At 39.4% G+C, this 20,224-nt stretch carries 17 protein-coding genes; 6 read left to right on the top strand and 11 right to left on the bottom strand.

Features of this window, described 5'->3' with window-relative positions; translation table 11 throughout:
• Nucleotides 1–20: 20 nt before the first annotated feature.
• Nucleotides 21–1,526: an FAD-dependent oxidoreductase gene (locus H5079_RS12270; RefSeq protein WP_182684188.1), complete on the top strand. Its 1,506-nt coding sequence runs from the start codon at nt 21–23 to the stop codon at nt 1,524–1,526.
• A gap of 246 nt (nt 1,527–1,772) precedes the next feature.
• Here H5079_RS12270 and H5079_RS12275 read toward each other — a convergent pair whose 3' ends face one another.
• The 7 genes from H5079_RS12275 to H5079_RS12305 form a co-directional block, all read right to left on the bottom strand.
• Nucleotides 1,773–2,699, bottom strand: coding sequence for a TauD/TfdA family dioxygenase (locus H5079_RS12275; RefSeq protein ID WP_011328804.1), 927 nt, complete (start codon nt 2,697–2,699; stop codon nt 1,773–1,775).
• 39 nt (nt 2,700–2,738) lie between these two features.
• Nucleotides 2,739–3,509, bottom strand: coding sequence for a class II aldolase/adducin family protein (locus H5079_RS12280; RefSeq protein ID WP_011328805.1), 771 nt, complete (start codon nt 3,507–3,509; stop codon nt 2,739–2,741).
• Nucleotides 3,510–3,639: 130 nt separating this feature from the next.
• The gene (locus H5079_RS12285) at nt 3,640–4,656 is read right to left on the bottom strand and encodes an AraC family transcriptional regulator (RefSeq protein WP_182684189.1); all 1,017 of its coding nucleotides are present in this window, start codon (nt 4,654–4,656) and stop codon (nt 3,640–3,642) included.
• A gap of 152 nt (nt 4,657–4,808) precedes the next feature.
• Entirely contained in the window at nt 4,809–5,270 is a 462-nt protein-coding gene (locus tag H5079_RS12290; RefSeq protein ID WP_182684190.1) for a MaoC family dehydratase, read from the bottom strand.
• Nucleotides 5,271–5,279: 9 nt separating this feature from the next.
• Nucleotides 5,280–6,065 carry an SDR family oxidoreductase gene (locus H5079_RS12295; protein ID WP_058373853.1) on the bottom strand — a complete coding sequence of 262 codons (786 nt, stop codon included), beginning with the start codon at nt 6,063–6,065 and terminating at the stop codon, nt 5,280–5,282.
• 459 nt (nt 6,066–6,524) lie between these two features.
• Nucleotides 6,525–7,445, bottom strand: coding sequence for a glyoxylate/hydroxypyruvate reductase A (locus H5079_RS12300; RefSeq protein WP_011328810.1), 921 nt, complete (start codon nt 7,443–7,445; stop codon nt 6,525–6,527).
• A gap of 50 nt (nt 7,446–7,495) precedes the next feature.
• Nucleotides 7,496–8,914 carry an MATE family efflux transporter gene (locus tag H5079_RS12305; RefSeq protein WP_011328811.1) on the bottom strand — a complete coding sequence of 473 codons (1,419 nt, stop codon included), beginning with the start codon at nt 8,912–8,914 and terminating at the stop codon, nt 7,496–7,498.
• Between the two features lie 242 nt (nt 8,915–9,156).
• Between H5079_RS12305 and H5079_RS12310 the strand changes: the two genes are divergently transcribed.
• Complete coding sequence (locus tag H5079_RS12310; protein ID WP_011328812.1) at nt 9,157–9,810, top strand: OmpW family protein; 654 nt, start codon at nt 9,157–9,159, stop codon at nt 9,808–9,810.
• Nucleotides 9,811–9,905: 95 nt separating this feature from the next.
• On the opposite strand, the gene H5079_RS12315 is transcribed toward H5079_RS12310, so the two are convergent.
• From H5079_RS12315 to bcsE, 4 genes are all read right to left on the bottom strand, one after another.
• A complete protein-coding gene (locus tag H5079_RS12315) occupies nt 9,906–10,442 on the bottom strand; it encodes a thioesterase family protein (RefSeq protein ID WP_011328813.1) in 537 nt (178 codons plus the stop codon).
• Nucleotides 10,443–10,570: 128 nt separating this feature from the next.
• Nucleotides 10,571–12,127, bottom strand: coding sequence for a transcriptional regulator TyrR (gene tyrR, locus H5079_RS12320; protein ID WP_011328814.1), 1,557 nt, complete (start codon nt 12,125–12,127; stop codon nt 10,571–10,573).
• 129 nt (nt 12,128–12,256) lie between these two features.
• A complete protein-coding gene (bcsG, locus tag H5079_RS12325; protein ID WP_011328815.1) occupies nt 12,257–13,834 on the bottom strand; it encodes a cellulose biosynthesis protein BcsG in 1,578 nt (525 codons plus the stop codon).
• A 176-nt stretch (nt 13,835–14,010) separates the two neighbouring features.
• Nucleotides 14,011–15,627 (bottom strand): cellulose biosynthesis protein BcsE, encoded by a 1,617-nt coding sequence (gene bcsE, locus H5079_RS12330; protein ID WP_182684191.1) that lies wholly within the window; start codon nt 15,625–15,627, stop codon nt 14,011–14,013.
• A 118-nt stretch (nt 15,628–15,745) separates the two neighbouring features.
• Between bcsE and bcsR the strand changes: the two genes are divergently transcribed.
• From bcsR to H5079_RS12350, 4 genes are all read left to right on the top strand, one after another.
• Nucleotides 15,746–15,931 (top strand): BcsR/BcsP family cellulose biosynthesis protein, encoded by a 186-nt coding sequence (gene bcsR, locus H5079_RS12335; RefSeq protein WP_182684192.1) that lies wholly within the window; start codon nt 15,746–15,748, stop codon nt 15,929–15,931.
• A 17-nt stretch (nt 15,932–15,948) separates the two neighbouring features.
• Nucleotides 15,949–16,662, top strand: coding sequence for a cellulose biosynthesis protein BcsQ (gene bcsQ / locus H5079_RS12340; protein WP_182684193.1), 714 nt, complete (start codon nt 15,949–15,951; stop codon nt 16,660–16,662).
• Nucleotides 16,663–16,664: 2 nt separating this feature from the next.
• The gene (gene bcsA, locus H5079_RS12345) at nt 16,665–19,328 is read left to right on the top strand and encodes a UDP-forming cellulose synthase catalytic subunit (RefSeq protein WP_182684194.1); all 2,664 of its coding nucleotides are present in this window, start codon (nt 16,665–16,667) and stop codon (nt 19,326–19,328) included.
• Nucleotides 19,321–20,224: cellulose biosynthesis cyclic di-GMP-binding regulatory protein BcsB (locus tag H5079_RS12350; protein ID WP_182684195.1), on the top strand; the 904-nt coding region annotated here is incomplete at its 3' end. The genes bcsA and H5079_RS12350, both read left to right, overlap by 8 nt.

The raw sequence follows: 20,224 nt of genomic DNA on the forward strand, positions 1-20,224 counted from the left end.
AATACTTATAAGGATATAACTTGAACCCAATACTAAGCACACACAAAGTTCGCGCTTTTGAATCGATTAGTCACTTTGATATTAGCACCGACGTACTCGTGTGCGGTTATGGCGGCGCAGGAGCCGCCGCCGCACTAGAAGCTGTAACCTTAGGTGCTAAGGTTACTATTTTAGAACGTGCCAGTGCTGGGGGTGGCTCGACTGCATTATCAAGCTGTGAAATGTATTTAGGCGGCAGTGGCGGCACTGCATTACAAAAAGAGTTAGGTTTAGAAGATAGCACCGAAAACATGCTGGCTTATTTACGCGAAGCACTTGGCCCGTATGGCGATGAAGATAAGATGCGTTGTTATGCACAAGGCGCTGCAGGACATTTTGATTGGGTTGAATCCCTTGGTGTACCTTATAAACGCGCAGCCTTTTTAGAGCGTACAGTAGTGCCACTCAGTGATGAGTCGTTATTATTTACCGGTAATGAAAAAGCTCACCCTTTTAATACCATTGCTAAGCCCGTTCCACGCGGTCACGTGCCCTCTAAAGTGGGCGACGAAGGCGGTAAAATATTTATGGATGCCATAATGCAGCGCATCGCAGGCGCGGGCGCTGAGGTAATTAATGATTGTCGCGCTATTGCTTTATTAGTAGATAAAAACAATCGTGTTTGCGGCGTAATTGCTAAGCGCGACAACCGAGAAATTGCGATTCGTGCAACTCGTGGTGTGGTATTAGCCACCGGTGGCTTTGTAATGAACGACACCATGACACGTCAATATATGCCTGAGCTACTTGAGTATTGCGTACCTTATGGCAACACCTTCGATATGGGGGATGGTATTCAATTAGGCCAAGCAGTCGGCGGGCAAACAATTAATATGGAACAGGCTTTTATGTCGTTTCCGCTCTATCCACCAGCAAAGCTAACCTACGGTATTTTACTAAATAAACACGGTCAGCGTTATATAAATGAAGATGCGTATTTAGCCAGATTGGCACATTATTCTTGCCAACAAGCTGAGCAAAAGTTTTATTTGTTAGTACAAGAAGAGGATTTTGAGGCGTCGCATTATTTACAACGTGCAGCCATTGTTGCCACTGGCGATAGCATAGCAGAAGTTGCCAGTGAAGCGCCCTTCCCGGCCGGTATGCTTGAGCAAACTGTTAGCTACTTTAATCAGCACGCCAGTAATAAACAAGACCCACTATTTCATAAAACCGCCGAGTGGCTAAAACCGTTAAACAAGCCCCCTTTTGCCTTATTAGAATACTCTGCAAGTGAAATGACTGCTGTAATTATGCCCGGCACCAAAGGCCCGCTCATATTTACGCTTGGTGGGCTAAAAACACTCACTACGGGTGAAGTGGTTAATTTAGACAATGAAATAATAAGTGGGCTTTATGCTGCTGGTCGAGCCACCGCGGGATTACCACGTACAGCCAAGGGATATGCCAGTGGTATGTCGGTTGGAGATGCCACTTTTTTTGGCAGACTCGCTGGGCGCAGCGCCGCTAAGCACCTGCCAATTTAACCTCGAATAATAAACACGCCTTAGCAATTAATTTAACAACCGTTATAGCAAACAGCGTAACGGTTTAACTTACTTATTCTGCTTAGGTAATAAATCTGCGTATTAAAAGCAAGTATATTAAGTGCATGCTATAGATTAAAAATTAGCAGATTGAAATGTCGTGTAGAGGCTGGTAAGTATTAATGAAAGATATAAAAAAGCAGCAGCTGGTTAATTTAAGCTGCTGCAATTGATGTATTGTATAAGTTATTCTGTTTTTAACACACGCCCAAGCGTTATATCGCCCTCAATGGTGGTGCGGTTAATAACGCGATTGATCCCAGGCTTAGTGCCGGTAGTGCAGTGCATTGCACGCCAGTTATCCCACAGTACCATGTCGCCTTCGCGCCATTTATGAAAGTAAGTAAATTCCGGCTTTTGTACATGCGCAACAAGTCGCTCAAGTAGCTCTATAGATTCATCATTCGATAAACCAAATTGCTGTGGAGTAACAACTCTATCTAAAAACTGCTCTACCACCTCAAGTACTTTACGGCCACTGATCGGGTGTGTAACTACCATAGGGTAAGCAGCGTCTGAAAAGTCAGGAAAGCCAATGTCGGTTGGTTTTGTTGGGCTGTTAGGGCCAGGCTCATAACCATCTAGGTTAACGTAACGCATATGACGGCGCTGCATACTAAAGCTGTAAACCACTTCTAGCTGTTCAATTAAAGCTTTAGTGTCGTCGTCGAGTGCATCGTACGCTTTTGCTAAATCGCCAAAGCCGGTCATGCCATCTTCTGCTGCCACCACCACAGCGCGCAACAATGCACCATGATTTGGACGCGCTGTATAATGCAAATCCATGTGCCAATCTAACCGACCCACAATTTCTTCGCCTTTATAAAAAGCAGTTTGAAACTTATCCATAGGGCCACCATTTTGTAGCACAAATAACTCTGGATATTTATCACTGGTGGTAACTTTTAACGGATGTAATTCTAACGGGCCAAAAATGCGACTAAACTCAATTTGCTTTTCAGGGCTAATATCCTGATCACGAAACACTAAAATAGCGTGTTCGTACCATAGTGCTTTTAGTTCAGCTTTTATTTCATCGGTAAGTGGCTCGTTAATATCGAAACCCGACACTTCTACGCCAACATTATCAAGCGGAGTTACTGTAAGCTTCATTTTTTATTCCTTCTACTTAGCTAAGTGAATCCGACAAATTTAGTCGACTAAACCTGGATCTAGGCGTAATTCTTTACGCGCCATTGCTTCCCAAACAAAAGGGAAACCGTTGTCGTCAGCAATAGACACTTTTTTAACTTCTTCATCACTTAATGGTCGTCCGCCACCTGCTAATTCCACTTCATACGCGCGTTTACTGCGCCACTCTAAAGTAATTGCTCTTAGGTGTGCTTGGCGCAGATTTTTACCCACCACTAACGAGCCGTGGTTTGCCAGTAATGCCCACTTAGCATCACCGAGCGCTTCAACTGCTGATAAGCTAGTTGCTTCGTTTTCAAAGGTGCCTTCATATTCATCATAAAGTGGTAATTCAACACCACAATAAGCACTTGCTTGGTCGTATACTGGCGGCACTTTTTGCATACAAGCCCAAATACCACTCCAATGCGGATGATTGTGAATAACAACATGTACATCAGGTCGCATTGCGTGCAGCTGTAAATGCAAACCTATCGCTGGGGTCACATTCCAATCACTATCAAGCACATTACCCTTTGGGTCTAGCGTAACGATATCGCTGGCGGTTAACTCCCCCCAAGCGAGCTCCCATGGATTAGTTAAAATATTACCGTTTTCTAATCGGTAAGTAATATGCCCTGCAATATGCTCATCCCATCCTTCACGAATAAGCATGCGACACATAAGCGCAACTTGCGCTTTTTCGCTTAACTCTGGTAATAATTCTTTGCGACCCGGACGAGTTGCAAAGCGCTCTAGCATTGATTGATTAAGGCCATCATATTTTTTCATTATTATTATACCTTCCTGTTGCTGTGCAAAATAAACATGTTAAATCATGGTTAAAATAATAGGTCTGAGTGGTTAATAAAGCTTGTCTCATTGCGCCAAGTTGTTATCCGATCTAGCCATTAACTAGCGATTAGCGCACCGCAAATAACGCATGGCGAAAAGCACTTGGCGACAACCCAGTCCATTTTTTAAAAGCGCGATGAAACCCCGAACTATCGGCATACCCAAGTTGCTGACCAATGCGAGTGATTGATAACGTAGGATCGCTCAAATGTCGCCGCGCATGTATCTCTCGTACTTGATCGATTAATTGTTGATAGCGCCAACCTTGCGCCAATAACTTACGGCTCAAGGTACGGCAACTACAATGCAGCTTTAGTGCTGCATCGTGCAGCGATGGAGGACTGGCAGGATCTTCAACAATAATTTGCGACAAGCGCCATGCTATGTCGCCATGATTTCGAGTAATGCTTTTTTCTTCGCACAGTTTTTTATAAAAGTTGACACTTTCTGGGCTCGACTGCGGGAGTGGTTGATCCAAAATCGCAGCATCAAAAAATAGCTGGGTTACTGGGGCATCAAATTCGACGGGGCAATTAAAAATGGCTTGGTAACGCTCAGCATGAACTGGCGCCGGATAATTACAACGTAGTTTAGTAATAGGCAATGCTTGACCAAGCACCCAACGACAAGTCGTGACTATATTGGCAAGTAAATCTTCTATTGCTAATACACGCAATTCACCCAGCTCAGCTTTAGCGTCAATTTGATAACAGCCTTCGGCTTGAATTTCACTAAAGGAGGTCACTACTAAATTACCAGAAAAGCGGCCTGAGTAATTTTGATATTTAAGCCCAATATGGCTGGCATCGCGCAGCGTCGCGCTGCTCATCATTAAATATGCAAGTTGGTCGTGGGTAGCAATAGAGCGTTTTAAACCTAATGTGAGCCCAAGATCGCTGCCCTCATAACACTGCTGTGCATCAGTTAGTAAACCTCGGTGCTGTTTAGCATTAATGAGCACATTAGGTTTGTGGAGCTCACTGCGACTGATACCATTGTTGGCAGCAATGGCATTGGTATCCATTCCCAAGCTAGATAAAAAATCCAGCAACCAAATAATATAACGCGTATCAGTATTGACCATGCTACCCCTCGTTTGTGTAATTAAATCCAACCTTTTATCAATAACCGTTATTCTTAAATTGCACTCTTATATTAAGCAATTTAATACTATTATTTGTAACATAACCGCTAGCTGTTTAAGTGTTATGCTTTAGTCGTGCTTAACCAAAACATTTAGACAAACGAGTAACGGCTAATGGTATCTACCACGCAGGCTGGCCTTTGTTGATCTGCCACTTCAATGGTTACTCGCGTGATCACTTGCACACTGCCTTTAACTTCTTCCACACTAATTATTTGCCCTGTGCCGCGTACTTTACTGCCCGCTGTAACCACATTAGGAAAGCGTACTTTATCGCAGCCGTAATTAACTCCCATGCTTATATTTTGCACATCTACCAACTGAGGTAAAAAATAATTAACTAATGACAGGGTTAAATAACCATGCGCAATACATGCGCCAAATGGGCCTTCTGCAGCCTTAATGGGATCGACATGGATCCATTGATGATCTCCCGTTGCCTCGGCAAACATATCAATACGGCTTTGCTCTACTGCAATCCAGTCGCTTACGCCTAAATCAAGTCCGGTTGAAGCAAGTAATTGCGTTTTGCTAGTAATTATTTTATTTGCCATTTTGCCCCCCTAAGCACGCTGTGAACTAACAGACACAACTTCGCCCGTCATGTAAGACGAGTAATCGCTGGCTAAAAACATCATCACGTTGGCGATTTCCCATACTTCGGCAGCACGACCAAAGGCTTCTTTTGAGGCTAATTGCTCAAGTACGTCGGCACTTGAGGCTTTTTTAAGAAATTCATGTAAAGCGATTGATGGCGATACCGCGTTAATTCGCACTCCATGCTCAGCAGCTTCTAATGCCGAGCAGCGAGTAAATGCCATAACACCGGCTTTAGCAGCGGCGTAATGTGCTTGCTCTTTTTGTGCTCGCCAACCCAATACTGAAGCATTATTAATGATTACACCTGCCTTGCGTTGTTGCATAAATGGCAGCATTGCACGGGTCATACGAAATGTACCGGTAAGAGTAATGTCCATCACCTTACTCCACTGCTCGTCGCTCATATCTACTACAGCGGTTTGACCACCTAGTCCTGCATTATTAATAAGCACATCAACACCTGCGAGTTTATCCTCTGCTGCATTGATCAATACCTGAACCTGTTCTTCTTGGCTTACGTCGCACAATTGGCCAAATACCTGTTGCAAACCTGTTTGCGCTTTTATATTAGCTACAGCTTCATCTAAACGACGTGGATGAATGTCAGATATCATTAATGCCCGGCACCCTTCTTCGGCTGCACGTAATGCGGCTGAAAAGCCAATGCCCGCGCCTGCGGCGGCCGTTACTAAAACCGATTTCCCGCGTAACAGGTTATGCCCTTCTACGTACTTAGGTGCTGTCGTCATTCTTATCTCCGATGTCGTGCTTATTAATTTAGCACCCAGCATAAGGCTGACGCTGAGCAACTATCATCGTCAATCTGGACTAACCCGATAACTATTAGCAATATAAGAATGAAATTGTGGTGTGATACAACAAGCAGCATACTGAGGACTTAAATTAGATAACTAATTAAGGAGATAATTTTAGTGCTTATAGCAAAAAACCTATGCTAGGTTTGATAAAAACTCAGCATAGGTTTTGTTTTAACAGAGTATTAGCGCAAGCTCGCAAGCATTTGCTTGGTTAAACCATGCCGATACTCCTAAAATTATAATAGATATAACCACTAAACTTAATTTAACGCCGCCCTGATTAGACTTCATAGTATTCTCGATATTATTTTTATTAGTAAGAATAAGTTTCATACAATAATAAAAATTACACCTGTTAACAAGATGTTTATCAAATCATTTTCTTTGTGGCTAATAGCCTTTGGTTCTATCAACCCGGTTTTTAAGTGGTGTGCCATTAGTTAAGCATTGAATACTCACTTCAATTTGTTCAATAACGCAGTTAACATCTGATAATGCAGCGCAATGTGGTGTTATGGTTATTTTAGGATGCAGCCAATATGGATGCTCACTTGGCAATGGCTCTTGATCGAACGCATCAAGCGTGGCGGCGCGTAAACTGTCACTATTAAGTGCCTGTAATAAATCAGCTTCTATTACGTGCTGGCCGCGTGCCGCATTTACTAATACTGCATGGGCGGGTAATTTAGCCAATAAATCTTTGTTAATAATTCCGGCCGTGTTTTCGGTCAGCGGTAATAAGCACACTAAATAATCTGTATTAGGCAGCATTTCGTTTAGCCCATGTTCTCCATAATACATGGTCACGTTATTCACGTCTTTATGGCTTTGTGCCCACGCGCTCACGCTAAAGCCATTATCAACGAGTCTTTGCGCACAAGCTCTGCCTAATTGACCAAAGCCTAAAATAGCCACTTTGTTGTGACTTAATACCCGATTTGGTTTCCATTGCGTTGCGGCTTGTTTTTGATAATATTCTTTTAATTGTAGTTTTTGCGCCAATACGTGAGTAAGTACATACTCGGCCATATCTACTTCTAATTGGGAGTCAACAATACGCACTACTTCAACATGCTCTGGCAGCAAATCTAAATCAATGCTATCAACCCCAGCACCAAACGACGACACCACTTTTAAATTAGGTAATTGTGCCCATAGTTCTTTTGGTGCATACCAGGCTAATACAAACTCAACTTTACTGAAATCTTCACACTGTGAATATTGCTCAATGTGTATATTAGGTAAGCGTGCTTGTAACTGCGACACCAGCTTAGAATTATCACGATCCCCTATAGCAACCAAAACAGACATAGTTATTCCTTATAAAATTAATTATACGGCAGCAAACCCCACCGCAATGTTTAGTGACTGCCTTCTTCGATGAAAGCTTCTTGGCTAATTTTAGCTATGTCTTTGTCTTCTTTGGTTAAAATAGTTTTTTGCCACGAACCTTGAGCAAACCACGCATAGGTAATAAGCGCAATAACTACGTTGGTAATGGCAAATGAATACCAAATACCGTGATCTCCTAATTGCGTATGTTTAGATAAAATATACGCCGCAGGAAACTGTACAACCCCCTGTGATAACAGGGCAACTAACATAGCATTAAGCATATTGCCTGATGCCCTAAAAGCAGCCACGACACAAAGTTGTACACCAATTCCCCCCCAAGTTAAACACATTATGCGAATAAATTTTGCGCCTTTAGCGATTACAGCCCCATCATCGGGAATAAAAAATGCAACTAAATGCTCGGCAAAATAATAGGCCACCCCTCCCACAAACGACAGGCCTAGTAAGCCCCATAAACTAGCAAGCTGAGTTATTTGCGCAGCGCGTTTGGGGTTTCCTGCGCCCATATTTTGCCCCACTAATGTAGACACAGCCATCGACAAACCCATTGCTGGGATCATCACCATTTGTAAAACATTGGAGCCAACACCGTAAGATGCAATCGTTTGCGTGCCAAAACTTGCCACTAAAAAAGACATGATAATTAAACCAAAAGCACGAGCCGACAATTCAATTGAACCCGGAGCGCCTAAAAAGAAGGCTTGTTTTATATATTGCCAATCGGGGTAAAAACTTTTTAGCTGTAATTGAATACCATGACGGCCGCGTAAAAATATAATTACCCCAGCAAGTGCAGCTAAGCTCTGCGTTACTAAAGTTGCCAGTGCAGCTCCCATTACCCCTAAGCCTTGAAAACTGCCATAGCCAAAAATAAATAACGGATCGAGTACAAAATTAAGCAACACGGTCACGCTCACAATAATTAGCGGTACTTTTGTTTGGCCAATACCACGCATTAACGATTGGAACATGGCATAAATAAATACAAAAATAACCCCAATAAACGATACATGCATAAACTTAAGTGCATCGCCATAAACAGCGTCTTCTACGCCTAAAAGGGTTAAAAAATAAGGCGATAGCATATAACCTATGCCCCCCAGCACTATGGCTGTTAGCGTCACCATTAACATAGTTTGCGCGGCAACATGATTTACTTTGTCTTGCTGCCCTGCTCCCATATATTGCGCCGATAAAATAGCCCCTGCCATCGCCAAACCTGCACCTATGGCAATGACTAAAAAAGTAACAGGCATACTAATAGACACAGCAGCAACTTGCGCAGCCCCTAAACGCCCCACCCAAAAAGCGTCAGTGAGTTGATACGCCGACTGTAAAACATTGATTAAAATTATAGGAATACCTAACTTAAGCAGCGCTTTAGAAATTGAACCATGAAGAAACAGCTGCTGGGTAGCGTTCATTTAACCTGCTTAATATTGAAAAGAAGACATAAAGATAAGTTTAACAAACTTGGCTGATTTTATTCTGAATATTACCTAAATAAGTCAATAGCTTTTGTTATGTACTGTGGAGAAACTTAATCTAAATCAATAAATGATTTTGCTAACTTCAAACATTTCTGAAACCTTGATCTAAAACAAGTTATTGTTTGTGTTAATGAATAATAATAGCGGCAATCACAAAGTAGTTCTTGGAGAACAACATGAAAACTAAATTAAGCATTGCATTACTCACCTCTTTATTAGCACTCTCTCCTGCTGCACACGCTAACTTTAGCGTAAACGTGGGTGCTATAAACGTAAACCCTGATAGTACTAGCTCACCAATTAACGAAAATTCTGCCCTAGGACTTAATCCGGGTTCAGATACTCAGTTAGGTATTACTGTTGATTATGCTTTTAATGAGCAATGGGTGTTAGAGTTAATTGCAGCTACACCGTTTTCACATGATATAAATGGCGCGGGTGGTTTAGCGGGCAATAAAATAGCTAACATTAAGCATTTACCTCCTTCGTTAGTAGCGCAATATCACTTTTTAGATTCAAGCTACGCGTTTCGCCCTTTTGTTGGTGTAGGTGTTAACTATACAACTTTCTTTGATGAGCAACCTTCTCAAGCACTAAAAACAGTACTTGGAACAGATGATGTAGAAGTTAAACTTGATGATTCGTTTGGCTTTGTAGCGCAAGTGGGTGCTAACTATAAAATAGATGAAAAATGGGGCCTACACGCTATGGTTTCAATTATGGATATTGAAACTGATGCAACTGTCTATGCCGATGGCGCTCAAGCATTAACGTCAACTGTTAAAATTGACCCAATTGTGGCGATGTTTGGGGTTAAATACAGCTTTTAATAGTAATAAGCATGTGTGTTAAAAAGGCCGTAAGGCCTTTTTTTTTCAACTATTGATTATTACTCATAACTAACCAGAGCTCAGGTTAATTATTATTATCGTGGTAAATTAGTTACTTTTTTCTGCTCTAACATTTCTTTCCAGTGCATTACTTCACTTGGTAAAATAGGGGCTACACCTTTAAAGTCAGCTACTTCCAGCATTTCTTCAATGCTAATTATGCCCTTTTTACTTTTAAATACGCCGCGCACATAAGCAATTGCGTGTAAGCCACGCTGAGAGTGAAATTTTTGCTCTATATAAAAGTACTTATGATCCCAGCCCACTAAGCGCGTGCTAATTGTATAACGCTGCATAGGTTTTATATCGCGAATATAAGTAATAGCAGTCGCGTTTACAATTGGAAACCAACGACGTTTTAATATGTGCTTTAATAAACCCACCCGCTCTGTCATCCAAGTGCGCGATAAATCCATCATAGCCAAGTAACGTGAATTAGTTAAATGTAAGTTTATATCGCAATCTGTAGGTAGGGCTTTGTAATCAATATCTACCGTATCAAGTAAGTGTTGATAGTCATGGTTACGTTTAATTTTAAAAAACAATAAAATAAGTCGAATGTATAAGTTCACGGCAGAGGTCTTACCAGTTAAAATTAAATTAAGTGTATCACACGCGTTTAGCCAAAGTTTACTTTATTAAAGTAAATAACTATAAGCTACCCGCGCACGTTTAAGCTTATAGTTATTACTTTGCGTTACTAAACTTTTACTGTTTTACGATTAATACCATAATCACGTAACTTGTTTGCCACCGCGGTGTGGCTTAAACCAAGGCGCTTTGCTAGTTGGCGTGAGCTAGGATAAGCAGGATATAGCTTACGTAATAACGTAGCCTCAAAGCGTTTAACTGCTTGATCGAGTGAGCCTTCAAAATCTGATTCTAAATACCCTAAATCATGGGTAAATGTAGGGAGTTGTAAATGCTCAACGCGTAATTCACTGTCATCTAACAAAGACACAGCACGGTAAATTGCGTTTTCTAATTGGCGCACATTACCCGGCCACGGATAATCTTGTAAAAAGCTTAAACACTCTTGTGATAACAACGGCACGTCATGACCATTTTGCTGTGCGTACTTTTGAATAAAGTGCTCAGCAAGCGGCCCCACATCGGCTTTGCGATCTCTCAGTGGTGCTATTTCTAGCGTTAAAACGTTAATACGGTAATATAAGTCTTCCCTAAAAACACCCTCTTGCACCATAGCTGGCAAGTCTTTTTGAGTGGCAGCAACAATACGTACATTAACTTTTACTTCGTTTTCATCGCCTACTTTTCTAAATGTGCCATCTTGTAAAAAGCGCAGTAACTTGGTTTGTAATTGAGTAGACATTTCGCCCACTTCATCCAAAAATACAGTACCGCCATCGGCTTGTTCAAGTACGCCACGTTTTGGCGCGGCGTTTTCTTCGTAACCGGCATAACCAAATAATTCAGATTCGGCCACATCATCGGGTAGCGAAGCACACGACAAAGCAATAAAAGGCTTAACAGAGCGATTAGAAGCGTAATGACATGCACGTGCGAGCAACTCTTTACCAGTACCGGTTTCGCCAGTAATTAAAATAGGCGCTTCTAACTGCGCCATTTTACGTGCTTCACGCACTACTCGGCGCATTGCAGTGCTAAAGTTATGAATAGTAGCAAAGCTCTCTTGTCCATAGCGTCTAAAAGCACTTACTTGTTGGCCTAAGCGACTTTGCGATTTAATATTTATTACCGCCCCGGCTAACACATCGCCTTCGTTACTTTGCGGAACAGCAATGGGTAAAATATCCGCAATAAAATCTTCACCTGCCACTTCTACGCGCGTAGTTTGGCCAAGTACTTCTTTACCCTCAAGCCAGCGAGTAAAATTAAAACCTTTAAGTAAGTTATTAATATTGGCACCAATAACTTCTTTTTCTGTTAGTTGTAAATCTTTGCACGCTGCGTCATTACATAAACGCACCCAACCTTTGGCATCTATTGAAATAACGCCATCGGGTAGTGCTCTTAGTAGTGTATTTAATTCGTTATGTTCACGCTCTGAGGGTAAAAATGCCGTGGTGCGTACATCATGCACACCATCAATTAAGCGAATTGATGGCATGATTTTTTGAAACTGCTCAAATTCTATTTCAGGAAAGCTAACATACATACGACAATTAACTGAGTCGACTTCAATCCCTTTTAAATCAACATTATAGTTAACTAAAATATTAAGGATTTCTTGAGCAATACCAACTCGATCCGCACAATGAATATCTAAACGCATACAGCCTCAAATAAGGGGAAACTATTTGCGCTGAATAATACGCTAACTCTGATCAGCTGGATAGTTTAATGTAAACAAATTTGGACATATATGCATTTTTTTTGCTTGAGCTAAATATAAAAAAATAACTCACCCTCGGGGATATAAAGTCCACTCACCGCCATCTAATTGAATATATGGACGTTTATTAACATACATCATTATTGTTCCGGCATTTTCTGCTACTTTTTGCGAAGTGGGTAACTGGCTCACTAATTCTGCCATATTATTACTTTTCCCTGCAAAGTAATTACTCTTCATCACCTTAGTTATCAGCTCAGATAGAGCAAAGTAGCTGCTTGTATTTGCCACTGTTATTTGCGACATACGAGGCAAGTCAGGACCTATAAACTTAATTGCCGCTGGCACTGTTACTATTGAAGGGCTTGGTATTTCGCGCAGCCCTGCAAATTGTACTTTGTCGCCTTGCAGTGCAGCGCCATGCTCTGGCACTAACATTAGCATCACGTTGCGGCCGCGTTTTTCTAAGTTTTTAATAAACTGATTAATATCTGAAAATAAATTTTGTTGTCTAACAGGATAACTTTCATCACTATTCATGCGCCTGCTATTAGCCAATTGATTGCCATCGTGCAAGCTAATCGTATTGTAATACATAGCGCAAGGTGCGCAGCTATCGCCTTGCTCTTCAAGCCAACTATTGAGCACTGCCTCGTCTGAATAAATAGGTTTACTGTCAAAGCTATACTGCGCAACAGGTAATGATGTGGTATCAAATAGTGGGCTATTTAGCTTACCTTGTTTTTTCACTAAATCTTTAAAGCCGTCAAAATGGCCATCATGATTCATAACTAAATGACTGTCGTATCCTAGCTTTTCTAGGTTATTAAATAAGTGACATTGCTCTGGCGCATCATCAAACAGTGCTGGTTGGCTTGTTTGCCCACAACTTGCTCGCAGTAACCTAATAGCGGCAGGACCACTGTAGGATGTAGCTGAATTAAAATCAGAAAACACAATATCAAAATCACTATAAACATCATCTAAACTAACGCCTATAGCGTTTAAGTCTGCAATAGCTAGGGAGCATATATTTAAAACAACAACGTCAAATTGCGTGCCGTTATACTCATCTGGAAAGTAGCTAACTAATTGGCTCTGCTGCTTATAAAAATCATTTAATTGCTGATCTGCTGAATCTAGCTTTTGGGTAACTACAGCAGTATTACTAAACTCTTGCTCTTGATTAGGCGCATTTTGCACCGACACTGCCATATCATTTGGCTTTAACGCCCCCTGGTAACCTATAAAAATTAATCCAGCTATTGTTACTGTAGTAAAGCGGATCCACTGCGAGGTATACCAAAAACAAATAACAATAATAAATAAGCCCAACAGCATATCGTAATTAACTATGCGGCCAAACAACTCAACAAAATAACCTAAACTAAAATCTTGAATATTTCCCGCTTGTTTGGTTAATCTATCAATTGGAGGTAACCATGAATCTTTATAAAGCAATACAATCGCAAACACCGCGCCAATAAAATGCTTTAGCTTATCTACTTGTGAATTACTAAAGGTAAGTGCAAATAAGGCAGCTAAAGCAGCATTACTTAAAAAATCAAATTTTATGGCACCATAATAAAAAAGTACAAACTTTACTAAAAAATAGAGATTCCAAATACCTAAACCCGATAATTTCACGGTTTGTCCTTTTCATTTTTTTTAAACATGTACGGCTCTAAAACTTGGTGTTTAAAAGTGAGCTGTAGATAGTATGTTTTTAATTTAGATAATATAAACGAACCCGCTAGGCACAATATACCACCGAGCAACATTGCCAATAAGGTCGTAATAATAAATTGATTCATACTCATAATTTATATCCTTAGCTTCATTACAATAGGCGTTGCATCTGCGCGCTCTGTAATAACAAGTTCGGGGCTGTCTATATCAATAGCTGAATTATTAATAAAACTTGGGGCAAACTCATAACTATTGTTTTCAGTTAATTGTTTAGAGTAATCAATTACATTTTTGTCTTTATAATAACGCCTAAGTTGCTTACATTCTTGTTGAATATAAAAATGCTCCGATATCAGGTTTTGCTGTACAAAAAAGTCACTGATTTCTAACTTAAATAAATGTTTAATCGCATTATCTACATCATTTTCTCTACACGCGTGTAAATATAAATAAATTGTATTTTCAGCAACACTTAACACATCCCCTTCGCGCTTTATGTGAAATAAATGCAGCGGATGTATAGGGTCTATTCTTGGTAATAGCTCTAATTTGACTAACACACCACTCACTCCTAAATTAACCGCGGAGTTGCTGTGTATTTCAACCTGGCGAGTAAATTCTATAAAAGGTAAATACCCCTTCGAAAAAGTATTTTCTGTGTACTGCAGTACATGCTCTACAGAAGGCGGTAAGGGTCTGGAGAATTGAAAACCTTGAATTGACTGAATTTGCGATAATAATCGTGACGGCTCTGAAAAACTATATAAAATAAGGTTTACTCCAAGAGTTAAAAATAAACACTCATCTTGATGACGAATAATACCATCAACATTTTGAATTACTAACTTTAGCCAACGACCACAGTGTTTTCTTAATTCAAAACAATGTGTTGCTAGTTGTTTTAGATCAGTATATCGGGTTACCGAAAAAACAAGCGTAGCAGCTTCTATTCTAGGGCCTTTTTTATATAGGTCTTTATTATCATCCACAATGCGATAATGTGCTGGCAACTTAGTCCCCTCAGGAACTGCATTTTGTACAAGCCACACATCGTCTTCATCAAAAAAGTTCTTACTACCGGGCTTTTCTACTTCGTTACCTATAGCTTGCTTTGCTATTAATTTATTGTGTTTAAAAACCAACTGATATTGTTCGTTAGCTAATATACCTGTGCTATGACGCCAGTAATCATAGTCGATGGTACGTATTGCAGCATCATTATCAATAAAAACGCTGCCATCGAATAATTTATTTAAACGCCTGATTAAAAAGCGATACTTAACAACTTCAGGCCCAGACACTAATAGTAATAAAGTTGCATTAGTACGCTTAGCAAACTTCGTAAAGTACTCCATCAGCTGTTCAACTTCTGACTCTTTTATAGACTCTAATTGCATCGTACTTAAATGAATAAACACTAAGGATTCGGTTATTTCTGAGTAAATACTTAGTTCACTGAGCATTTTTTTTACTAACTCTTTAATACCAAAATCTTTATTTTGTGCGCTAAATGAAAATGAATGCACCTGGTTATTTTCGTATGCTGTAATTAAGTTAGATGAAGAGGAAAGCTCAAAAAAAGATTCAATCTGCGCAGATGCAATAAATATATTGCCTGCGCAACTTTCGTTAACACTTTGTAACGCAAATTCGATAACTATATTGTCTTGAGGCGCTAAAACAGCATAGCTTGAGGCCGTTTGTAGCTCTTTGGCAAAAGGCTCTAATCCCGATATATTAAGCTGATGCAATTAAAAACCCTTATTTTAAAATACTTTTTCACTAGTTTTAAGCGCTATTCTATATATAATAGCTAAATAAAGTCCACTTTAAAAAATAAAGTCTATTAACAAAGCAGTATAACTATCAATGAGAATTTTAGCTTTTAAAGAGTCAAAAACGTTAACATCTAATGACATTAAAAACTTATCGCATCGCTTTGGCGGCCAAAGTGACGATTATGTCGAAATAGTTAATCAACAACAAAATATAAAAACAATAAATAAGTATCCTTTATTAAAGGAAATAGACAGTGCAGTTAATGCCACAAAATAAATAGGTAGCTTAATAAAGTGCAAAGAGTTTTTATAAAAGGGATAAAAGGCGGTACAGGAGGCACATCTATTGTAGCCAACCTCGCATGCGCACTTAAAAAATCAGATGTTGATGTTATTGCTATCGACTTAGACGCAAAAAGTGATTTAAGCTTACATTTTGGTTTACCTTGGACACAAACTCTTGGTTGGAGTAACGCTGAAACATTTAATGATGCGCTGTCAATGTTTCAACAAGATAGTAATAGCATTATATTTCTGCCCTTTGGCGATAATTCAGCCACAACAAATGATGTTATAGATACAGTAAATAGCTGCCAGCAATTAGACCTTGCTCCTGGCACATGGATGCTATACGACTGCCCTTCACATATAGATATTACGCATTACAGTTTAAATCACGACGATATTTTTGTTGAGTTAGTAAACTGTGATGCAACTTGCCACAGCTTAATTCACAAACGCTTAGTAACACTTAAGGAGTCTAATATTGACTGGAAACATTATTTTTTAGTCAATAAATACAATTCAGCTTCATTACTTGAGTTTGATTTATTTGCACTGTGGCAAACAACACTGCCGCGAATAGCGCCATTTTTTATTAATCATGATGAAGTTGTTAAAGAGGCGACTGCTTATCGCAATGTTGCATTTAATTGCGCCCCCTATAGCGTGGCGAATGACGACTTTGAAACACTTGCTGGCTGGTTGGTCAGCAAGGCAGCGTTATAGTTATGAGTACCTTAAATAGACGCCCATTAGATCGTACTTTATATTTACTTTTGCGCCTTTTATTTACAGAAAAGCTAGCTCGCTTCGTGATGTTTAAATTTCATTGCTATTTTAATCAACACAAAATGAATGTAGTAGAAGCGTTTTCATTTCCTTTTATAACGCTTATTAGCTCGTTATTTATAAAGTTTAACCCTCATAAATTAACTACTCATAACTTTTTGCGTACATATTACCCACACTTAAAATTACCTTATCGCAGCTTTATTTACTCAAATAGCCTGCGCTTTGTATTACAAAGTTTATTTTTATTGTTTTTTAAATATGAGCCTAAAAATAGCGCTGTAAAAGAGCCTATTAATCATTATTTTTACTCGTCAGTAAACTATACATTTAGACAACTACGCTGGATTGACTTAAAGCTAGGGAAGTTACTAAAAAGTTTATTATCTAAAAGCACTAAAAAAACAAAAAAAAGTGCTTTTAAAACAATGGCAGATGCGAGTATCTGGCAAAATAAGCTTATAAAATATATTGCTCTTACATTTATATTATTTTTAATGGCTATTTTTATCACTATTCCGTTTAGCTTAGAGGCTCAAGCTGTATTTATTAGTTTTATTTTATTGGTAGCCTATTCACTAAGACGAGTAAAAGGGCAAATGGCGACTATTATCATGATCACATTATCAGTCACTACCTCCTCGCGCTATTTATGGTGGCGGTACACTGAAACACTAAATTGGGATGATCCTCTCGCTTTATTCCTAGGTTTAGGTTTATTGCTTGCTGAAACCTATGCTTGGCTAGTACTAATTCTTGGTTTTTTCCAAACTATTAACCCGCTTGAGCGTAAACCTATTGCCATGCCTAAAAATACCGACCTGTGGCCAACCGTAGACGTTTATATTCCAACCTATAATGAACCTCTGAGCGTAGTAAAACCCACTACACTCGCGGCGATGAGCATTGATTGGCCCGCAGATAAGCTTAATGTATACATATTAGATGATGGCAAACGCCCTGAGTTTGCTCAATTTGCTGAACAAGTTGGCGTAGGCTATTTAACTCGCCCTGATAATAATCATGCCAAAGCGGGTAATATGAATAGTGCGATGCGCTATACTGATGGCGAATACATTGCTATTTTTGATTGCGACCACGTTCCTGCTCGATCATTTTTACAAATGACCATGGGGCAGTTTTTAAAAGATAGTAAGGTATGCTTAGTGCAAACCCCGCATCACTTTTTTTCAGCCGATCCCTTTGAAAGAAATTTAAATAACCACAGTCAAGTCCCTAACGAAAACATGCTGTTTTATGGCCTAATTCAAGATGGAAATGATATGTGGGACGCTACCTTCTTTTGTGGCTCGTGTGCGGTATTAAAACGCCAAGCACTTGATGATATAGGCGGCTTTGCGTTTGAAACCGTAACTGAAGACGCGCACACAGCACTAAGAATGCAGCGCGCAGGTTATAAAACAGCTTATATTAATATTCCACAAGCCGCGGGATTAGCCACCGACAGTTTATCGGCTCATATTGGCCAACGAATTCGTTGGGCGCGTGGTATGGCGCAAATATTTCGTCTTGATAATCCACTATTAGGCAAAGGGTTAAACCTGCCACAACGACTGTGCTATATAAATGCCATGCTACACTTTTTATCTGGGGTTCCTCGCATTGTATTTTTAACCGCTCCTTTAGCACTCATCTATTTCAACGCTTATATTATCTATGCACCATTTTTAGCCATATTTATTTATGTTGTACCCACACTCATTCAAGTAAAAGCGACTAACTCACGTATTCAAGGTAAATACAGGTACTCATTTTGGGGTGAAGTTTACGAAACAGTACTGGCTTGGTATATATTAAAACCCACCACAGTTGCTTTATTTAACCCAAATAAAGGCAAGTTTAATGTAACTGAAAAAGGGGGACTTAATAATAAAGAGCATTATGATTGGGGGATTTCTAAACCCTATATGGTATTACTCGCGATTAACTTATTAGGCATTATTGTGGGTACTTTAAGAGCCTTTTTTGGTGAGCCAAATCAAATTGGAGTGCTAATTATTAGTATGGCATGGGCCACCTATAATATTATTATTTTAGGTGCTGCCGTCGCGGTAGCAGCTGAAGCTCGTCAAGTAAGAAACTCACACCGCGTAAAAGCAAACTTTCCGGCGGGTATTCGTTTAGCGAATGGACATACTTTAAAAGTTAAAATTACCGACTACTCTGATAACGGAGTAGGTATTGAAACCGAGCATGCGCATTTATGCAGGGTTAACGATAAAATAGAGCTATTAATGAGCAGAGGTAATAAGCAGTTTTCGTTTACTACCTATGTAACTAATACTCGGGAGAAGCAATTTGGTCTTACACTCAAAGATCTCAGTATAGAAAAGCAACTGGCGTTTATTCAGTGTACTTTTTCAAGAGCTGATGCTTGGTTAGATTGGCAAAACAATTTTAAACATGATCGCCCATCTTATAGCTTTAAAGAAGTTAAAAAAACAAGTTTACGAGGGTTTACTAATATATTGTTTCACGCACCAAGACAACTTCAACCTATTATTAAGTTTATGACTAATTTAGTTATTTACGTAAATTCATTCATTCCCAAAAAACCGATAGTGCAGAATAATTATGATTAAAAAGTTGCTTAATACACTCACCCTACTTCTGTTTACTAGTACGGCGTGGCACGTTATTGCTATCGAACCTATGCCAAATAAATCACTTTTTGCAAATGGTTACCCCGAAAGTGCAGCCGTATCAGGCTTACAACTTGATTTTAATGCTTTAGGTTTTACTAACTATAAACTAGATGGAGTAAACAATAATTCTCGCGTCGATTTTACCAACAGTATAGATAAACTAAGCAAAAACTTAATGCTTAACTTTTCTTATACTAACTCGCCATCATTGCTTGCTAATGTTTCACACTTAAAAGTATATTTTAATGAAAACTTAGTCACAGTATTACCTGTTAATAAACAGCTTAGTACCGTTGAAAACTTAATTACGCATAACATTCAACTCAATTCAAAATACATACAAGACTTTAATCAAATTCGTTTTGAGTTAGTGGGCTATTACGACTTGACCTGTCATGATTACCATAATCGCTCTATTTGGGTTGAAATAAGTAAATCAAGCAATATTACTCTTGATCAGACTGAGCTGGCTATTGATAGTCGTTTAGAGTATTTACCTGAACCCTTTTTTGATAGTAAAGATTTTAGTAAATTAAACCTGCCATTTATATTTGCTACAACGCCAAACAAAGAAGCCATTGAAGCTGCCGCCACTTTATCTAGCTGGTTTGGTGCACAAGCCGATTGGCGCGGAGCACAATTTCCGTTATTAAAAAATAAAGCACCTAATGAACATAGCGTGGTGTTTATCACTAACGACTCTAAGCCTGATTTTTTACGTGACTACCCTGATGTTGATAAACCAACAATTGAAATTATTTCTAACCCACTCCATCGCTATAAAAAAATGTTACTTATAGTGGGCAAAGACACTGCTGATTTAAAAACTGCAG

The sequence above is a fragment of the Pseudoalteromonas sp. SG44-5 genome, from assembly GCF_014164175.1.
GTDB lineage: Bacteria > Pseudomonadota > Gammaproteobacteria > Enterobacterales > Alteromonadaceae > Pseudoalteromonas > Pseudoalteromonas nigrifaciens.